The sequence below is a fragment of the Pseudoflavonifractor sp. MSJ-30 genome (genome assembly GCF_018918045.1).
Taxonomy (GTDB): Bacteria; Bacillota; Clostridia; order Oscillospirales; family Oscillospiraceae; genus Faecousia.
On sequence record NZ_JAHLPU010000023.1, the window covers coordinates 1 to 14830 of the forward strand.

At 56.8% G+C, this 14830-nt stretch carries 12 protein-coding genes; 5 read left to right on the forward strand and 7 right to left on the reverse strand.

The window, feature by feature from the left end:
- Positions 1 to 168 precede the first annotated feature (168 nt).
- Positions 169 to 1092 carry a glycoside hydrolase family 25 protein gene (locus tag KQI10_RS03665; RefSeq protein ID WP_216566053.1) on the reverse strand — a complete coding sequence of 308 codons (924 nt, stop codon included), beginning with the start codon at positions 1090 to 1092 and terminating at the stop codon, positions 169 to 171.
- Positions 1093 to 1285: 193 nt separating this feature from the next.
- On the opposite strand from KQI10_RS03665, the gene KQI10_RS03670 reads away from it, so the two are divergent.
- Positions 1286 to 1699 carry a hypothetical protein gene (locus KQI10_RS03670; RefSeq protein WP_216566054.1) on the forward strand — a complete coding sequence of 138 codons (414 nt, stop codon included), beginning with the start codon at positions 1286 to 1288 and terminating at the stop codon, positions 1697 to 1699.
- 52 nt (positions 1700 to 1751) lie between these two features.
- On the opposite strand, the gene KQI10_RS03675 is transcribed toward KQI10_RS03670, so the two are convergent.
- The 3 genes from KQI10_RS03675 to KQI10_RS03685 all read right to left on the reverse strand — a co-directional run bounded on the left by KQI10_RS03675 (position 1752) and on the right by KQI10_RS03685 (position 5751).
- Positions 1752 to 2918 (reverse strand): M20 family metallopeptidase, encoded by a 1167-nt coding sequence (locus KQI10_RS03675; RefSeq protein ID WP_216566055.1) that lies wholly within the window; start codon positions 2916 to 2918, stop codon positions 1752 to 1754.
- Between the two features lie 70 nt (positions 2919 to 2988).
- Complete coding sequence (locus tag KQI10_RS03680; RefSeq protein WP_216566056.1) at positions 2989 to 4335, reverse strand: M20/M25/M40 family metallo-hydrolase; 1347 nt, start codon at positions 4333 to 4335, stop codon at positions 2989 to 2991.
- Positions 4336 to 4338: 3 nt separating this feature from the next.
- Positions 4339 to 5751, reverse strand: a complete 1413-nt coding sequence (locus KQI10_RS03685) for a YfcC family protein (RefSeq protein WP_216566057.1) — start codon at positions 5749 to 5751, stop codon at positions 4339 to 4341.
- A gap of 182 nt (positions 5752 to 5933) precedes the next feature.
- Between KQI10_RS03685 and KQI10_RS03690 the strand changes: the two genes are divergently transcribed.
- Positions 5934 to 6869, forward strand: coding sequence for a LysR family transcriptional regulator (locus KQI10_RS03690; protein WP_216566058.1), 936 nt, complete (start codon positions 5934 to 5936; stop codon positions 6867 to 6869).
- A 35-nt stretch (positions 6870 to 6904) separates the two neighbouring features.
- Here the strand turns inward: KQI10_RS03690 and KQI10_RS03695 are convergent, their stop codons facing one another.
- The 3 genes from KQI10_RS03695 to feoB form a co-directional block, all read right to left on the reverse strand.
- Positions 6905 to 8269 (reverse strand): M20/M25/M40 family metallo-hydrolase, encoded by a 1365-nt coding sequence (locus tag KQI10_RS03695; protein WP_216566059.1) that lies wholly within the window; start codon positions 8267 to 8269, stop codon positions 6905 to 6907.
- A gap of 383 nt (positions 8270 to 8652) precedes the next feature.
- Entirely contained in the window at positions 8653 to 8790 is a 138-nt protein-coding gene (locus KQI10_RS03700; protein WP_216566060.1) for a hypothetical protein, read from the reverse strand.
- 4 nt (positions 8791 to 8794) lie between these two features.
- On the reverse strand, positions 8795 to 11152 hold the full coding sequence (gene feoB / locus KQI10_RS03705) for a ferrous iron transport protein B (RefSeq protein WP_216566061.1): 2358 nt from the start codon (positions 11150 to 11152) through the stop codon (positions 8795 to 8797).
- A 339-nt stretch (positions 11153 to 11491) separates the two neighbouring features.
- Here feoB and rpe point away from each other — a divergent pair, with 339 nt between their 5' ends.
- The 3 genes from rpe to KQI10_RS03720 all read left to right on the forward strand — a co-directional run bounded on the left by rpe (position 11492) and on the right by KQI10_RS03720 (position 14647).
- Complete coding sequence (rpe, locus tag KQI10_RS03710) at positions 11492 to 12142, forward strand: ribulose-phosphate 3-epimerase (RefSeq protein WP_216566062.1); 651 nt, start codon at positions 11492 to 11494, stop codon at positions 12140 to 12142.
- A gap of 142 nt (positions 12143 to 12284) precedes the next feature.
- Positions 12285 to 13568, forward strand: a complete 1284-nt coding sequence (locus KQI10_RS03715; RefSeq protein WP_216566063.1) for an O-acetylhomoserine aminocarboxypropyltransferase/cysteine synthase family protein — start codon at positions 12285 to 12287, stop codon at positions 13566 to 13568.
- Positions 13569 to 13729: 161 nt separating this feature from the next.
- The gene (locus KQI10_RS03720) at positions 13730 to 14647 is read left to right on the forward strand and encodes a LysR family transcriptional regulator (RefSeq protein ID WP_216566064.1); all 918 of its coding nucleotides are present in this window, start codon (positions 13730 to 13732) and stop codon (positions 14645 to 14647) included.
- Positions 14648 to 14830: the final 183 nt, after the last annotated feature.

Sequence of the window (14830 nt, forward strand, 5' to 3'; positions counted from 1 at the left end):
TTGCCGACAGCGCCTCCCTTAGGCCGCATTCTTTCCCCCTTTCTTGGCGGGACAAGAAAGGGGCCCCCGGAGGGACCCGGCCCAAATGCGGACAGGGCTAGCGGCAAAAAGTAAATCCTTTGAGCTGACACAATTATAGGGGCGGCATTTTTCGCCGCCCCTAGTTCTTTACCGGATTTTTGTCGGATCCGGCATATAGACGTTGATGTCCACGTCGCCCTGGATGCCGGGAACCCGGCCGGTGCAGGTGTACTGCCACATTTCCACCCGGAAAGGATAGGTCATGCGGTCCTGGTACAGGGCCAGCCAGAAGGGATAGTCCTCCAGCTCGGAGAGATACAGGTTGTTTTCCCCCAGATGCCAGTTGAAATAGACCATGGGCGTGTAGCCGAAGTCCACCATCGTCTTGCAGAAATGCTTCTGCATGGCGGTCAATGTCTCAGCGTCCACATTGTTGGTCCGGGCAGTCTCCACGCCCACATGCTCCCAGTCCAGGACAACGGGCATGGTCAGCTCAAAGTCCCCCAGCGTCTTCATGAAAAAGAAAATCTCATCATCCACCTCATCAATGGTGGTCGCCTGGGAGAAGAAGTAAGCGCCTACCTCCAGTCCCGCCTTTTTGGCCCCTTCCAGATTCCGGCGGGCAAATTCGTCCTCCACCATGTTGCCGGCCTGGCCGTAGCCCCGGAACCCCAGACGCACCATGGCGAACCGGATGCCGGAAGCACGGACCTTTTCCCAATCGATAACGCCCTGGAAGGAGGACACATCGACGCCCGGATAGCTGTCCTGCTGGGTACAGAGCAGGAAATTATGGCTGCTGTACTGGAAATCCCGCTTGGTATAGGGATTGGCTTCCGGCGGAATGGTGGGTACCGCCGTTTCCTCCGGCTCCGTCTCCGGAAGAGGCTCCGTCCGTTCCATGGCCTGCTCCAGCTCCCGCTGGTGCTGCAGAAGAGCCTCCGGGTCCGCATCCTCTTTGGGGTAGTAATAGGGGATGCAGGCGATGAGCATTCCCATAAGCGCAAGCGCGCTGACCATGGCTATCAGAACCATGACAAGCTCCGGCTTCATATGGATCCGCTTCTTCACAGGCTGCCTCCTTCCCGTCATTTTTCGTTTATTCTATCATAATTCCCCAAATTCGCCAATACCATTTTCCAATTCTTAAGATTTGACATTCTTAAACAATCCGTAAATTATAAGGCCGCGGTGTTGAAATTCACAAAATCCGCAATATAATAGGAATATCAATTTGAGTTTCCCATAGGCAAAGGTGGATTTCATGAATAAATTCTCTCTCTGGCTACACCAGGCGGGGGGGCGGCTCTCCGCCAGCTTCCGCAGCTTTATGTCCGGCCGATACGGTTCCGATCGGCTGAACATGGCCATTCTGTGCTGCGGATTGGCGGCAAGCATCCTCTCCTCCCTGTTCCGGAACCTGACAATGCGGACGATCTTCTGGGCGCTGAGTTACGCTCTGATGATCTGGGCCATTTTCCGGGCCCTGTCCCGGAACACCTACAAACGGTATCAGGAGAACCGGAAATTCCTGCTGATCTTCGACCGGCTGAAGGATCGGAACAACCGCTATTTCGACTGCCCCAAGTGCCGCCAGACCGTTCGCGTCCCCAGAGGCAAGGGCAAAATCTCCATCACCTGCCCCAGATGCAAGGAGAAATTCATCCGTAAAACCTGAAAAATCCATAGTGAAAGGGTGCGCCGCCGGCGCACCCTTCTTTTTGCGTTTTTTATGCTTTCTTTTTGGCTTCCTCAAAGTCCGCCCATAGCTTGTCCATGAGTCCATCGGTCTCAATCAGATCCAGAGCGGTGGTACTGAGAATTTTCGCACCGTACAGGAGGGCGTTGTGCCCTGCTTTGGTCTTACCGGCGTCCACAAATGCCTGAGAGTGGCTGGAAGTGCCGGTGGGAACGAACTGCACCCGGATGCAGCTGCCGGGCATATGGTTGGTCACATTGCCGAAATCGGTACTGCCGGTCTTTTTTCGCACAGGGCCGATGCCGGGGGCGCCGCAGGCCTCGGCATTTTTCATGATAACCTCGTTCAGGGAGTAGCAGGGAACCTTGTTGTCCAGATCCTTCTCTCTCTGGATCTCACAGGTCACATCAGCCATCAGGGCAGCGCCCTGGACGATCTGCTCAAAACGGCGGCAGACATCCTTCAAAACCTCCCGGGAGTAGCTGCGCAGGGAGATGTTTGCCACAGCCTTGGACGGTACCACATTGCAGGGGCCGGGGTACTCGGCAATGGTATAGTGCATCCGGGTATCCTCCCGGACGTGCTCACGCAGGAATTCCACGCCGTTGAAGCACAGCAGCAGCGCGTCCAGAGCGCTTCTGCCCTGGTCAGGGGCCAGTGCGGCATGGGCACCCTTGCCATGGAAGGTGATGGTATAGTTGGACAGCGCCAGACTCTTTTCGTCCACGCAGGTGTCCGGGCCGCCGTGCATCATCAAAGCCACATCAATGTCCCGGAAGTAGCCGTTTTCCCACATGGTCACCTTGGCGCTGAGGGATTCCTCTGCGGGAGTGCCGTAAACCACCAGCTCGAAGGGCTTGTCGATACCGGCGTTTTTCAGTGCCACAGCGGTACCGCATATGCAGGGACCCTGCATATGGTGGCCGCAGCCGTGGCCAAGATTCCGCAGTGCATCGTATTCGCACAGCAGACCGATCCGGGGACCGCCCTCGCCCTGCTTCCAGGTTGCCCGGAAAGCGGTGGGCCAGTCCTTCAGGCCCCGCTCTACGGCAAAGCCGTTTTCTTCCAGATAGTCCTCCAGCAATCCGGAGGCAAAGAACTCCTCGCCGTCGTATTCGGGATTGTCAAAGATCTGATCGGCCATGGAAAGCAGCCGATCCGCCTGGGCCTCTACAAGGCCATACAGTTTTTCTTTCATGAAAATCCTCCTGAGTGGATACCCTCTCCCAAGGACAGGAGAGGGTATCTGTGTTTTTGTCTGATTCTTTTCAGGGTGTGTCCACAACCGCAATGGCTGGGAAGGCGCAGGCGGTGAGGACGATTCCGTCAAAATACTCCCTGATGGACAAATGCTCGTTGGGGGCATGGTTGTCCGAGTCCGCGTCGCTCCAACGAACCTGAATGGCCGGGAGCTTCAGAATATCCGTCCAGAGGAAATCCGGTGCGGAGGAAGGACGGCAGGGATAGAGGATGTAGTCCCCATAGATTTGGGTGCAGATATCCTCCACAGCAGGCAGATACGGGGTAGACACATCGGTCTGGGAGGGGGGGATGCAGCCCTCGAATTCCAGCTCCACATTGTCATAGCCCAGCGCCGCAATGTAGGCGCGGATCTTTTCAAATACATCCTCACCTTTCTGACCCGGGGCCAGACGGATGTCAACGGAGGCTTCCGCCTCTGCGGGAACCACACCGTTGGCACCGCAGCGAATGGACTGGACGTTGAAGGTGGGCTGGAAGAACAGGCGGGGATAGAACTCCCTGCCGTAATTCTGAGGCTTCGCCTGATAAATCCGGTTCAGCTCGTCCTCAGAGGAAGGCAGCGTTTCCAGCAGCGCCCGTTCTTTTTCGTTAATGGGCCGGAGGCCGTCGTAGAAGCCGGGAACCAGGACCTGATCCCCCTGCTTCAGCTTTGACAGCAGATCCACCAGCGCCCAAGCGGCGCTGGGCAGCACCGGGGCATAACGGGAATGGACATTCTTGGTCATGGTCTTTACCCGAATGGTGAAATTCAGGCAGCCCTTGCAGCCCAGGGCAATAATAGGTTTGCCGCTGGGATCCTTGGAGCCGTCACTGAAAAAGACCATGTCCGCGTCCAGCTCCTGCCGATGGGCCTCCAGAAACTCCGGAAGGCCCAGGCTTCCGGATTCCTCACAGCCCTCAAAGAGGTAAATCAGGTTCACCGGCAGCTCCAGCCCCCGATTGCGGTAATAGGCCAGAGCCTCCAGGTGGGCCATCAGCGGGGACTTATTGTCGGCGCTACCCCGGGCGTAAACCTTCCCGTCCACTACGGTGGGTCGGAAGGGATCCGTGCGCCACTTGCCGGGGTCACCGGCAGGCTTGACGTCATAATGGGCGTAGAGCAGAACGGTTTTCTTCGCCGGATCCCGGTGGGTGCGGCCCACCAGCACCGGGAAGGGGCGCACATCGTATTTTTGAACTGCAAGGCCCAGAGCGGCCATTTTGCCATAAATCCAGTCGCAGCATTCCTCCACGCCCTCGCCGGTCTCGCTGACACTCACATGGGAAATCAGCTGAAACCAGTCGTCCAGAAGGCTCTGCTCCTGCTCCTGAATGAACGCCCTGATGTCTTGGATTCTCTCGGAATAATCCATAACTTAGAAGGGGCCGTAGTTCATCATCTGGGCGATGAACAGCAGCACGCTGCCCAGGGCAATCCAGACCAGGAACATCTTCCAGAAGAACTTCATCCAGCGGTCATAGGGGATATTGGCAACGGCCAGGTTGCCCATCAAAGCGGAGGACCAGGGGATGATGTAGTTGCAGAAGCCGTCGCCGAAGTTGTAGGCCAGAACGGCAGTCTGACGGGTAATGCCGATCATATCCGCCACGGGGGTGAAGATGGGCATCACCACACCGGCCTGACCGGAGGCGGAGACGATGGGGAAGTTGATGATCAGGTTTGCCCAGAACATGGATACACCCTTCAAGGCAACAGGGAAGGCATTGAGCACATTGGAAATGCCGTAGACGATGGTATCCATAACCTGGGCACTGGTGAAGACATTGGCAATGGTCTTGGAGATACCGACAATGAACGCGGTTGCCAGCAGCTTCTGGGCGCCTTCCACGAAGTAGTTGCAGATCTGTGTGGGGCCAAAGCCTGCGCAGACGCCGCAGATGATGGCCAGCCAGATAAAGGCAATACCGATTTCCTTCTGGCCCCAGCCCAACTGGATGCAGCCCCAGCAGATGGCAACCAGCGTTCCAACCAGAGACAGCAGGCACAGAACCTGACGGACGGTCATCTTGGTCATAACGCTTTCGTCCACCTCGGTAGCGGTGTCAGCCAGATCCAGATCGTACATGGGGCTGAGAGAGGGAGTTGCCTTGACCTTCTTGGCGTAGCGGATCAGCATATAGCTGCTGACTGCCCAGTAAACGAACAGGCAGACAAAGCGGTAGCCGATACCGGAGAAGGTGGGCAGCTCAGCAATGGCCTGGGCAATGGCAGTGGAAGAGGCGTTCAGCGTGCCGGTGCTGAAGCCGATGGCACCACCCATCAGAGGAATGGCTGCGCCCACCAGGGAGTCATAGCCCATGGCGCGAACCATCATAATGATAACGGGTGTAAAGGCGATGAAAACGGTAACGGACTGGGTTGTGGCAATCAGGGCGCAGACCAGCATCAGCGCGGCGATGAAAGCAGACTCCAGCTTGCCCAGCTTCCGAATCATGACGGCAATCAGCGCCTGAACGGCATTGGTCTTCAGCAGAACATTGAAACCTGCGCCCACGAACATGGTCATGAAAATCAGGGTAGCCTGGTCGGAGAAGCCCTTGACGATCATGCTGGGAATATCCCAGGGCTTCAGATAGGTCTTCTCCACAATGGAAAACTGGTCGGGAATGACCACTTTGATTCCCGCATCGTTTACCTCACGTGCGTACTCGCCGGAGGGAATGATCCAGGAAACTACCATAGCCAGACAGATAATTGCCAGCAGAATCACAAAGGTATGGGGCATCTTGAAGGGTTTCTTCGTTGACTTCTTGTTTTCTTCGCTCATTTCTAATCTCTCTTTCCTAAATAGATTTTTCGGAGGGATCCGGAACCGGATTTCAGGATTCCTCCTGTTATTCAGAGGCTTTCGCCTCGGATAACCGGAATGTTATTTGCCTCTTGCATTCTTGCCAAAATACGGTATGATAATAGGTGTTATCTCAGGCAACAAGCAATCAGGAGGCAGCCATGGATTTGCAGGAGCAGCTTTATATCACAACCATTGCCGACTGCGGGAGCATTACCCGGGCCGCCGCGATGCTGCACATCTCTCAGCCCGCGCTGAGCAGATTTCTCACCATTACGGAGCAGCGTCTGGGATATCCCCTGTTTCAGCGAAGCAAAACGCTGGTTCCTACCGAGCTGGGAACGCTGTATCTGGAAAAGGCCCGGCAGATTCTGCGTATCGGCCAGGACTTCCGGCGGGAGGCAGCGCTGCTGGCCTGCGGAGGTCAGGCGCTGAATCTGCAAATCGGTGTTCAGACGCTCCGCGCCCCCCGTCTGGCCCCCTGCATCTACATGGCCTTTTCTCAGGCGTTTCCTCAGGGGCATCTGCAAATTCTGGACGGCGCACAAGCCGAGCTGATTGAAAAGATGAACAGCGGCCAGCTGGATCTGGTTCTGACGAACGATGTGGCCCTTCCCGGCCAGTGGGAACGGTTTCCCCTTCGGCAGGATCGACTGATGCTGGTCAGTGGTCTGAAAAATCCGCCCCGGCCCTGCGCTTCGGAGGGAGACCATACCACCGTCGATCTGCGTACCCTGAAAAATCGCACCTTCCTTATGCTGACCTCCAACAACAGCACCTACGTCATGGGAAAACGGGTACTGGCTGCCAGCGGCATTCAGCCCGCCATGCGGGAGGGGGCCGCCAAGCACGAGGCCACGCTGAATATGATCGCCATGGGCGAGGAGCTGGGCTTTACCTTCGACAGCTACCTGCACCTGTTCCAGCTTCTGGCACCTGTGCGGGTTTACAACATTTTACAGGAGCCAAATATCATCGATTACGTCATGTGCTGCAAGCCGGACAGATTCCCGGGGCTGCTGAAGGAGCAGCTCAGGCAGATGCTTTCCTCTGCCATCCTCCGGGAAGGGCAAATCCGGAACAGCCAGAACCGATAGTTTTCTCTGCGTGCCGTTTTTGCGGCACGCATTTTTTACAGCTCCGCGGTTCCGATTTCCATCAGGGCGGAAGCCGTCAGGGCAATGCCCCGCAGATAGTTCTCAACGGACAGATGCTCATTGGGGGCATGGTTGTCGGAATCAAAGTCGCACCAGCGAACCTGAATGGTGGGCAGGCCCAGAATATTGGTCCACAGGTAATCCGGCGCGGTAGAGGGCCGGTTAGGATAGATCAGGCTGGAACCGAAGATTCCGTTCACCGCCTTCTGAATCACCGGCAGGTAGGGTGTATGGATGGAGGTCTTGGCGGGATCCGTAATGCCCCGGCAGACAACCTCCACATTGTCATAGCCCAGAGTCCGGATGTAGTCCTTCAGCTGCCCCAGAATCTTTTCGCCGGACTGGGCCACTACCAGACGCATATCAATCTTGGCCGTTGCCCTGGAGGGGAGCACCGTGGCGCCGCCCTCTCCCGTAAAGCCGGAGAATACGCCGGAAATATTGAAGGTGGGCTGGTTGTTCAGTGTTGCGTAATAGCCGGTCTTTTTGTCATAAACCGGATAGGTTCCGTAGGTCTTTTTCAATGCCTCGTCCACATTGGGGCCGGCATTGAGGATGGCGTTTTCCTCCTCAGTTGCGGGAATGATGTCCTCATAGAATCCGGGAATCTGCACAATACCGTCCTTGCGAAGCTTCCCCAGCAGCTCCACCATCTGCCAGGCGGCGCTGGGCAGCACCGGCGCGTACTGGGAGTGCACATCCCGGGACATGGTGGTGAGAATCAGCTCCACATACAGCATTCCCTTGACACCCAGCGCAATGATGGGCTCATCGCTGTGGCTCTTGGAGCCGTCACTGAAATAGACTATATCCGCCTTCAGCAGCTCCTTATGCTCTGCCAGAAACTCCGGTAGCCCCAGGCTGGAGGACTCCTCACAGCCTTCAAAGATAAATTTCAGATTAACGGGCAGATACCCCAGCTTATTCTTCAGATAATCCACCGCCAGCAGATGGGCCATCAGGGGGCCTTTGTTGTCGGCGGTGCCTCTGCCCCAGATTTTGCCGTCGCGAATCACCGGGTCAAAGGGTTCCGTGCGCCACAGTTCCCGTTTTCCTACAGGCTGTACATCGTAGTGGGCATAAATCAGCACTGTTTTTTTGGCGGGATCATTTCCAAGCCTGCCCACAATGCAGGGGTAGGGCCTGATGTCATAGCGGGTAGTCTCAATGCCGATGCGCTCCATCTGGGCAATCACATATTCGCAGCAATCCGCCACACCCTCGCCGCTGGAGCTGACGCTTTTTCGGCGTACCAGCTCGGAAAGTGCTTCCACCAGCGTCTGGGAATGGGCATGGACATAGGCTGTCACATCCTCGTAAAACCGTTCCTTCTGTATCATCCCAAAACATCCTTCCCTGCCCGGCCCTGCCGGACACTTTGTTTATGGACTCCATTATTTCACAGAATAGGCCGCATTGCAAGCATTTTTGCATAATCACCCCGGCGTTATTTCATTTTTCAATACTGCCCCCAGGGGTATAACCTTTCCGTATGGACATTTGCGCTTTAGGCGTGGACATATCCTCCTTTTCCGCCGTCCCACGTGGAAAGCACTTCCCCTCAAACGCCGCCAAAGCAGGGTTTCCCCGGCCCTGAATTCATAAAATCCCCGTCCGCCGCAAAAATGCGGCATCATTCCTGCAATCTTTCCTGTTTTTGGGAAAAGCGGCAAAAAATTGGCGGGCACGGCATTTCCGCCGTCCCCGCCAATGGATCCTTTCGCTATTTGCAGCTGCCCCGGTTGGCGCAGGTCCTGCAGTCCCCGCAGCAGCCGCATTTATACTTTTTCTTTCCATGGCGCACCGCGAAGAAAAATCCCACGGCCACAGCCAGAAGCACCAGAATACTTTGCAGGTTCATATTCTCACACCCATCCGAAAATCAGGCCGACGCAGCGGACAAGGAACGCCACAACCCAGGCAATGGCGCACTGGCTAACCACCGTCACCGCTGCCGCCCGGGCGCTGCCCATTTCCCGCTTGACCGTGGCGATGGCCGCCACGCAGGGGGTGTAGAGCAGGGTGAACACCAGAAACACCACCGCCGTAAAGGGACTGAACATGGTGGTGATCCGGCTTGCGTCGCCGCCCAGAAGCAGCGTCAGAGTGGACACCATGCTCTCCTTTGCCGTGAAACCGGTGATAAGGGCTGTGGAGGCCCGCCAGTCGCCGAAGCCAAGGGGCTTGAAGATTGGGGAGATCAGGCTGCCCAGCAGTGCCAGCAGGCTCACCTCCGGGGAGGAGGCCACATTCAGGCGGATATCAAAGGTCTGCAAAACCCAGATAATGACGGAGGCGGCAAAGATAATGGTAAACGCCTTCTGTACAAAGCCCTTTGCCTTTTCCCAGATCAGCTGGCCCACGCTCTTGGCGCTGGGCAGGCGGTAATTCGGCAGTTCCATAACGAAGGGCACAGGCTCGCCGGAGAAAGCAGTGTGCTTCAGAATCAGGGCGTAGACAACACCGCAGAGGATGCCCAGACCGTACAGGCCAATCATGGCCACAGGCTGCCAGCCTCTGGGGAAGAAGGCGGACACCAGCATGGTGTAGATGGGCAGCTTGGCGGAGCAGCTCATAAAGGGCGTCAGCAGAATGGTCATTTTCCGGTCCCGCTCACTGGACAGGGTCCGGGTCGCCATGACCGCGGGCACGGAGCAGCCGAAGCCGATGAGCATGGGCACAAAGCTTCGGCCGGAAAGGCCCAGCTTCCGGAGGGGCCGGTCCATCACAAAAGCCACCCGGGCCATGTAGCCCGTGTCCTCCAGGATGGACAGGAAGAAGAACAGGGTAACGATGGTGGGCAGGAAGCTCAGAACGCTGCCCACACCGGCGCACACGCCGTTCACCACCAGGTCATGGACCACGGGGTTGATCTGCCAGGCGGTAAGTCCCCGGTCGATCCACTCCGTCACCCAGCCCACGCCCAGCTCCATCAGATCGGACAGCGTGCCGCCGATCAGGGTGAAGGTCATCAGGAACACCAGAGCCATGATTCCCAAAAAGCAGGGAATGGCCGTGTATTTTCCTGTAAGAACCCGGTCAATGGCCATACTGCGCTTGTGCTCTTTGCTCTCATGGGGCCGGACCACCGTCTTTTTGCACAGCGTTTCCAGAAACTGGAAGCGCATGTTTGCCATGGCCGCCTCCCGGTCCAGACCGGTCTCCTGTTCCATAATGGAAACTATCTGCCGGAATGCCTGCTGCTTTTCGGGATTCAGGGGCAGTTTCTGCTCCATCAGGCTGTCCTTTTCCACCAGCTTGGTGGTGGCGAAGCGGACGGGGAGCTTTGCCCGGCGGATATCCGCCTCCAAAAGGGTTGCGGCGGCGTGGATGCAGCGGTGCACCGCGCCCACCGGATCCCTGGGATCGTCGCTCTCCAGACAGAAGTCCACCCGCTGGGGCTTCTGCTCTGCCCGGGCAACATAGAGGGCGTGGTCGATAAGCTCGTCGATGCCCTCATTCCGGGCGGCGGAAATGGGGACCACGGGGATGCCCAGAATTTCCTCCAGTTCGTTGATGCGGACGGAGCCGCCATTGGCCCGGACCTCATCCATCATGTTCAGGGCCAGCACCATGGGGATCTCCAGCTCCATAAGCTGCATGGTCAGATATAGGTTCCGTTCGATATTGGTGGCGTCCACAATATTGATAATGCCGCTGGGGCGGTCGTTCATCAGGAAATCCCGGGTGACGATCTCCTCGTTGGAATAGGGGGACAGGGAGTAGATGCCGGGCAGATCCGTAACCGTTGCCTCCGGGTGATTGCGAATGGTGCCGTCCTTCCGGTCTACGGTCACGCCCGGAAAATTGCCCACATGCTGGTTGGCACCGGTAAGCTGGTTAAAGAGGGTGGTCTTGCCGCAGTTCTGGTTGCCTGCCAGAGCAAAGGTCAGCGGGCCGTCCTTCAGGGGCACTTCCCTGCCCTGCTTTTCGCCCACACCGGGGTGCGGGATGGGCTGAATCCGGGGTTCCCGTCCGTGGACAGGAATCGGATCTCTGTGTACATTTTCAATTTCAATCCATCTGGCCTCTTCCAGCCGCAGGGTCAGCTCATACCCCCGCAGGGTGATCTGCACAGGGTCTCCCATAGGGGCCACCTTTTGCAGCATGACCTCTGTCTGGGGTGTCAGGCCCATATCCAGCAGATGGTGCCGCAAGGCCCCGTCACCGCCCACCGCGGCAATAAACGCGGATTGGCCGGGCTTCAGTTCATCCATTGTCATCTCAAAGACCACCTCATAATCTTTGTTTTGGGGTCATTATAGCACCCCATTATGCGCCGCGCAAGCTGTTAGCGTAGCCTAACTCTCAACAATTTCGGTTGCGCAAAAGAAATGGGTGTGTTATACTTTTTCCGGAAAGAAAAACGGCAAACCGGGGTTTGCCAAATTGACAATTGACAATTGACAGTTGACAATTAAGGAGTTTCCTTCGGAAACAAATCAAAAAAATAATTTCAAATTCGTCCCGCAGGGACACAATAATTGTCAATTGTTCATTGTCAATTGTCAATTTGTTTGCTCCGCAAACAACAATCTCTACAACACTACGGAGGTATTCCCATGTCTATTCTCGCGCCTTCCATTCTCTCCGGGGACTTTGCCTATCTGGGGGAGGATCTGAAAACCATCCAAAACGCGGGCTGCAAATGGGTCCATGTGGATGTCATGGATGGCAATTTTGTACCCAATATCACCATCGGCATCCCCACCGTGGCCGCTCTGCGGAAATATACGGATCTGATTCTGGACGTCCACCTGATGATCGACCGGCCGGTGCGCTATGTGGATGCCTTCTGCAAAGCAGGGGCGGACTATGTGACCATCCACGTGGAGGCCGATACGGAGGAAAACACCCTGCTGGCCCTGGACAAAATCCACGCTCTTGGGAAAAAAGCCGCCGTATCCGTAAAGCCCAACACCCCCGCCCAGGCGGTGCTGCCCTACCTTAACAAGGTGGACATGATCCTTGTCATGACGGTGGAACCCGGCTTTGGAGGTCAGAGCTTTATGGAAAACCAGATGGAAAAGCTCTCCGCCCTGCGGGATCTCTGCGCGGCCCGGAATCCCGGATGTCTGCTGGAGGTAGACGGCGGCGTCAACGCCGAGACCGGGGAACTGTGTAAGGAAAACGGCGCCCGGGTGCTGGTCGCCGGGTCCGCGTTCTTCAAAGCGGAAGACAAGACCGCCTTTGTAAAGGCCATTGAGCGTTAAAAGTTTTTCTGATAGCCAGCTATCTGTTTCCTTGTGTTGACTTATAGCGAATTTTCGTTATAATAACCCCGTCAGCAGCCCCTGCGGGGCAGCCAAAAACGAAAATACAATCTTCAATATAGATGGAAATGAGGAAACGATTATGAGCAAGTACCATTTTGAAACGCTTCAGCTGCACGTAGGCCAGGAGCAGGCGGATCCCGCCAGCGATGCCCGTGCCGTACCTATTTACGCCACCACCTCCTACGTCTTCCACAACAGCCAGCACGCCGCCGACCGGTTCAGTCTGGCGGATTCCGGCAACATCTACGGCCGTCTGACCAACTCCACCCAGGATGTATTTGAGAAGCGCATCGCGGCTCTGGAGGGCGGCACTGCCGGTCTGGCCGTGGCCTCCGGCGCGGCGGCGATTGTCTACTCCATTCAGGCTCTGGCCCGTCAGGGAGAGCACATTGTGGCCCAGAAGACCATTTACGGCGGCACCAGCAACCTGCTGGCCCATACCCTGCCCCAGTACGGCATCACCACCACCTTTGTGGACGCCCACAACCTTGCCGAAGTGGAAGCCGCCATTCAGCCCAACACCAAGGCCGTTTACATCGAGACTCTGGGCAACCCCAACTCCGATATCCCCGATATCGACGCCATCGCTGAAATCGCCCACCGCCACGGCCTGCCCCTGGTCATCGACAACACCTTCGGCACCCCCTACCTGATTCGTCCCATCGAGCACGGCGCGGATATCGTTGTCCACTCCGCTACCAAGTTCATCGGCGGCCACGGCACCACTCTGGGCGGCGTCATTGTGGACGCGGGCACCTTTGACTGGGCCGGAAACGGCGCTTATCCCTGGATCTCCGAGCCGAACCCCAGCTACCACGGCGTACAGTTCACCAAGGCTGCCCCTGCGGCTCCCTTCGTCACCTACGTCCGGGCCATTCTGCTGCGGGACGAAGGCGCCTGTATCAGCCCCTTCGCCGCCTTCCTGCTGCTTCAGGGCACCGAGACCCTGAGCCTGCGTCTGGAACGCCACGCGGAAAACGCCAAAAAGGTTGTGGAATTTCTGGTCAATCATCCCATGGTGGAATCCGTCAGCCATCCCAGCCTGCCGGACCATCCGGATCACGCCCTGTACGAGAAGTACTTCCCCAACGGCGGCGCGTCCATCTTCACCTTCCGCATCAAGGGCGGCCGGGAAGAGGCCTTCAAGTTCATTGACAGCCTGAAGATCTTCTCTCTGCTGGCCAACGTGGCCGATGTGAAGAGTCTGGTCATCCACCCCGCCTCCACCACCCATGCCCAGCTGACCGACGAGGAACTGGCAAACGTCGGCATCTACCAGAACACCATCCGCCTCTCCATCGGCACCGAGCACATCGACGACATCCTTGCCGACCTGGATCAGGCGCTGAACGCGGTAAAGTAATAAAAATGGACAATTGACAATGAACAATTGACAATTATTGTGTCCCTACGGGACAAATTTGAATTGTTTTCAATTCATTTCCGAAGGAAACGCCTTAATTGTCAACTGTCAATTGTCCATTGTCAATTACGCAAGTGCCAACTTGCGTAAAAGGAGACCCTATGACTTTACAACAGATCCGCTACTGCCTGACCATCGCCCAGACCGGGTCCATGAACCGGGCGGCGGAGCAGCTTTATGTGACCCAGCCGGCACTGACCGGAGCCATTCAGGAGCTGGAGCAGGAGGTAGGCGTCACCATCTTCAACCGGACCAACCGGGGCGTGACGCTGACCAATGACGGCCGCCGGTTCCTGCACTACGCCCGGCAGATCTACCAGCAGTATGAACTCATGGAGCAGGAGTATCTGAAGCCCAAGAAGCGGATCTTCGGCGTATCCACCCAGCACTATTCCTTCGTGACCAAAGCCTTTGTGGACACCGTGCGGCAGTTCGACGCCAGCCGGTTCGAGTACGCCATCCGGGAGACCCGGACCATAGACGTGATCCACGATGTGGCCCAGCGCCGCAGCGACATTGGTATCCTCTTCCGCTCCAGACACAACCGAACGGTGCTCAACAAGCTCTTTGCCGAAAACCGGCTGGAATTTCACCCGCTGGTGGAGTGCAGCGCCTATGTCTACCTGTGGAAGGGGCATCCGCTGGCAAAAAACGCATCCATCTCCATGGAGGAGCTGTGCGCTTACCCCTGCCTGTGCTTCGAGCAGGGAGATCAGAGTTCCTCCTATTTTGCCGAGGAGATTCTCTCCGAGCGGGAATATCCCCAGATGATCCGGGCCACGGACCGGGCCACCATGCTGAATCTGATGATCGGCCTCAACGGCTTTACCCTCTGCTCCGGCATCATCTGCGAGGAGCTGAACGGCACGGATTACCTTGCCGTCCCCTACCGGGAGGACAAGGACAATCAGAACGCCAGAATGGAAATCGGCTACATCCAGCCGAAAAACACGGAACTGGACGAGATCGGCCAGACCTTTCTCCGGGAAATGGAGCGGTATCTGGCTGCCCGGAAATAAAATTGATGCTGCTGTAAATAACAAGCGACAAGGATTGGCAGAGTTTGCCGCCCCTTGTCGCTTGTTATCGCTTATTTCATGTTTCATACGACAGCCCTGTCCATCCATTGGCTGGGTGCCTCCGGCGGGGAGCTTCTTGTCCCGCCAAGAAGCTCCGCAAGAATGCGGCCTAAGGGAGGCGCT

What these genes read in the sequence shown, in the direction of transcription:
- KQI10_RS03700 (WP_216566060.1), bottom strand. Translation starts at nt 8,790, where the DNA reads ATGAACCTGCAAAGTATTCTGGTGCTTCTGGCTGTGGCCGTGGGATTT.
- KQI10_RS03695 (WP_216566059.1), bottom strand. Translation starts at nt 8,269, where the DNA reads ATGATACAGAAGGAACGGTTTTACGAGGATGTGACAGCCTATGTCCAT.
- KQI10_RS03670 (WP_216566054.1), top strand. Translation starts at nt 1,286, where the DNA reads ATGAATAAATTCTCTCTCTGGCTACACCAGGCGGGGGGGCGGCTCTCC.
- KQI10_RS03690 (WP_216566058.1), top strand. Translation starts at nt 5,934, where the DNA reads ATGGATTTGCAGGAGCAGCTTTATATCACAACCATTGCCGACTGCGGG.
- KQI10_RS03720 (WP_216566064.1), top strand. Translation starts at nt 13,730, where the DNA reads ATGACTTTACAACAGATCCGCTACTGCCTGACCATCGCCCAGACCGGG.
- rpe (WP_216566062.1), top strand. Translation starts at nt 11,492, where the DNA reads ATGTCTATTCTCGCGCCTTCCATTCTCTCCGGGGACTTTGCCTATCTG.
- KQI10_RS03715 (WP_216566063.1), top strand. Translation starts at nt 12,285, where the DNA reads ATGAGCAAGTACCATTTTGAAACGCTTCAGCTGCACGTAGGCCAGGAG.
- KQI10_RS03680 (WP_216566056.1), bottom strand. Translation starts at nt 4,335, where the DNA reads ATGGATTATTCCGAGAGAATCCAAGACATCAGGGCGTTCATTCAGGAG.
- feoB (WP_216566061.1), bottom strand. Translation starts at nt 11,152, where the DNA reads ATGACAATGGATGAACTGAAGCCCGGCCAATCCGCGTTTATTGCCGCG.
- KQI10_RS03685 (WP_216566057.1), bottom strand. Translation starts at nt 5,751, where the DNA reads ATGAGCGAAGAAAACAAGAAGTCAACGAAGAAACCCTTCAAGATGCCC.
- KQI10_RS03675 (WP_216566055.1), bottom strand. Translation starts at nt 2,918, where the DNA reads ATGAAAGAAAAACTGTATGGCCTTGTAGAGGCCCAGGCGGATCGGCTG.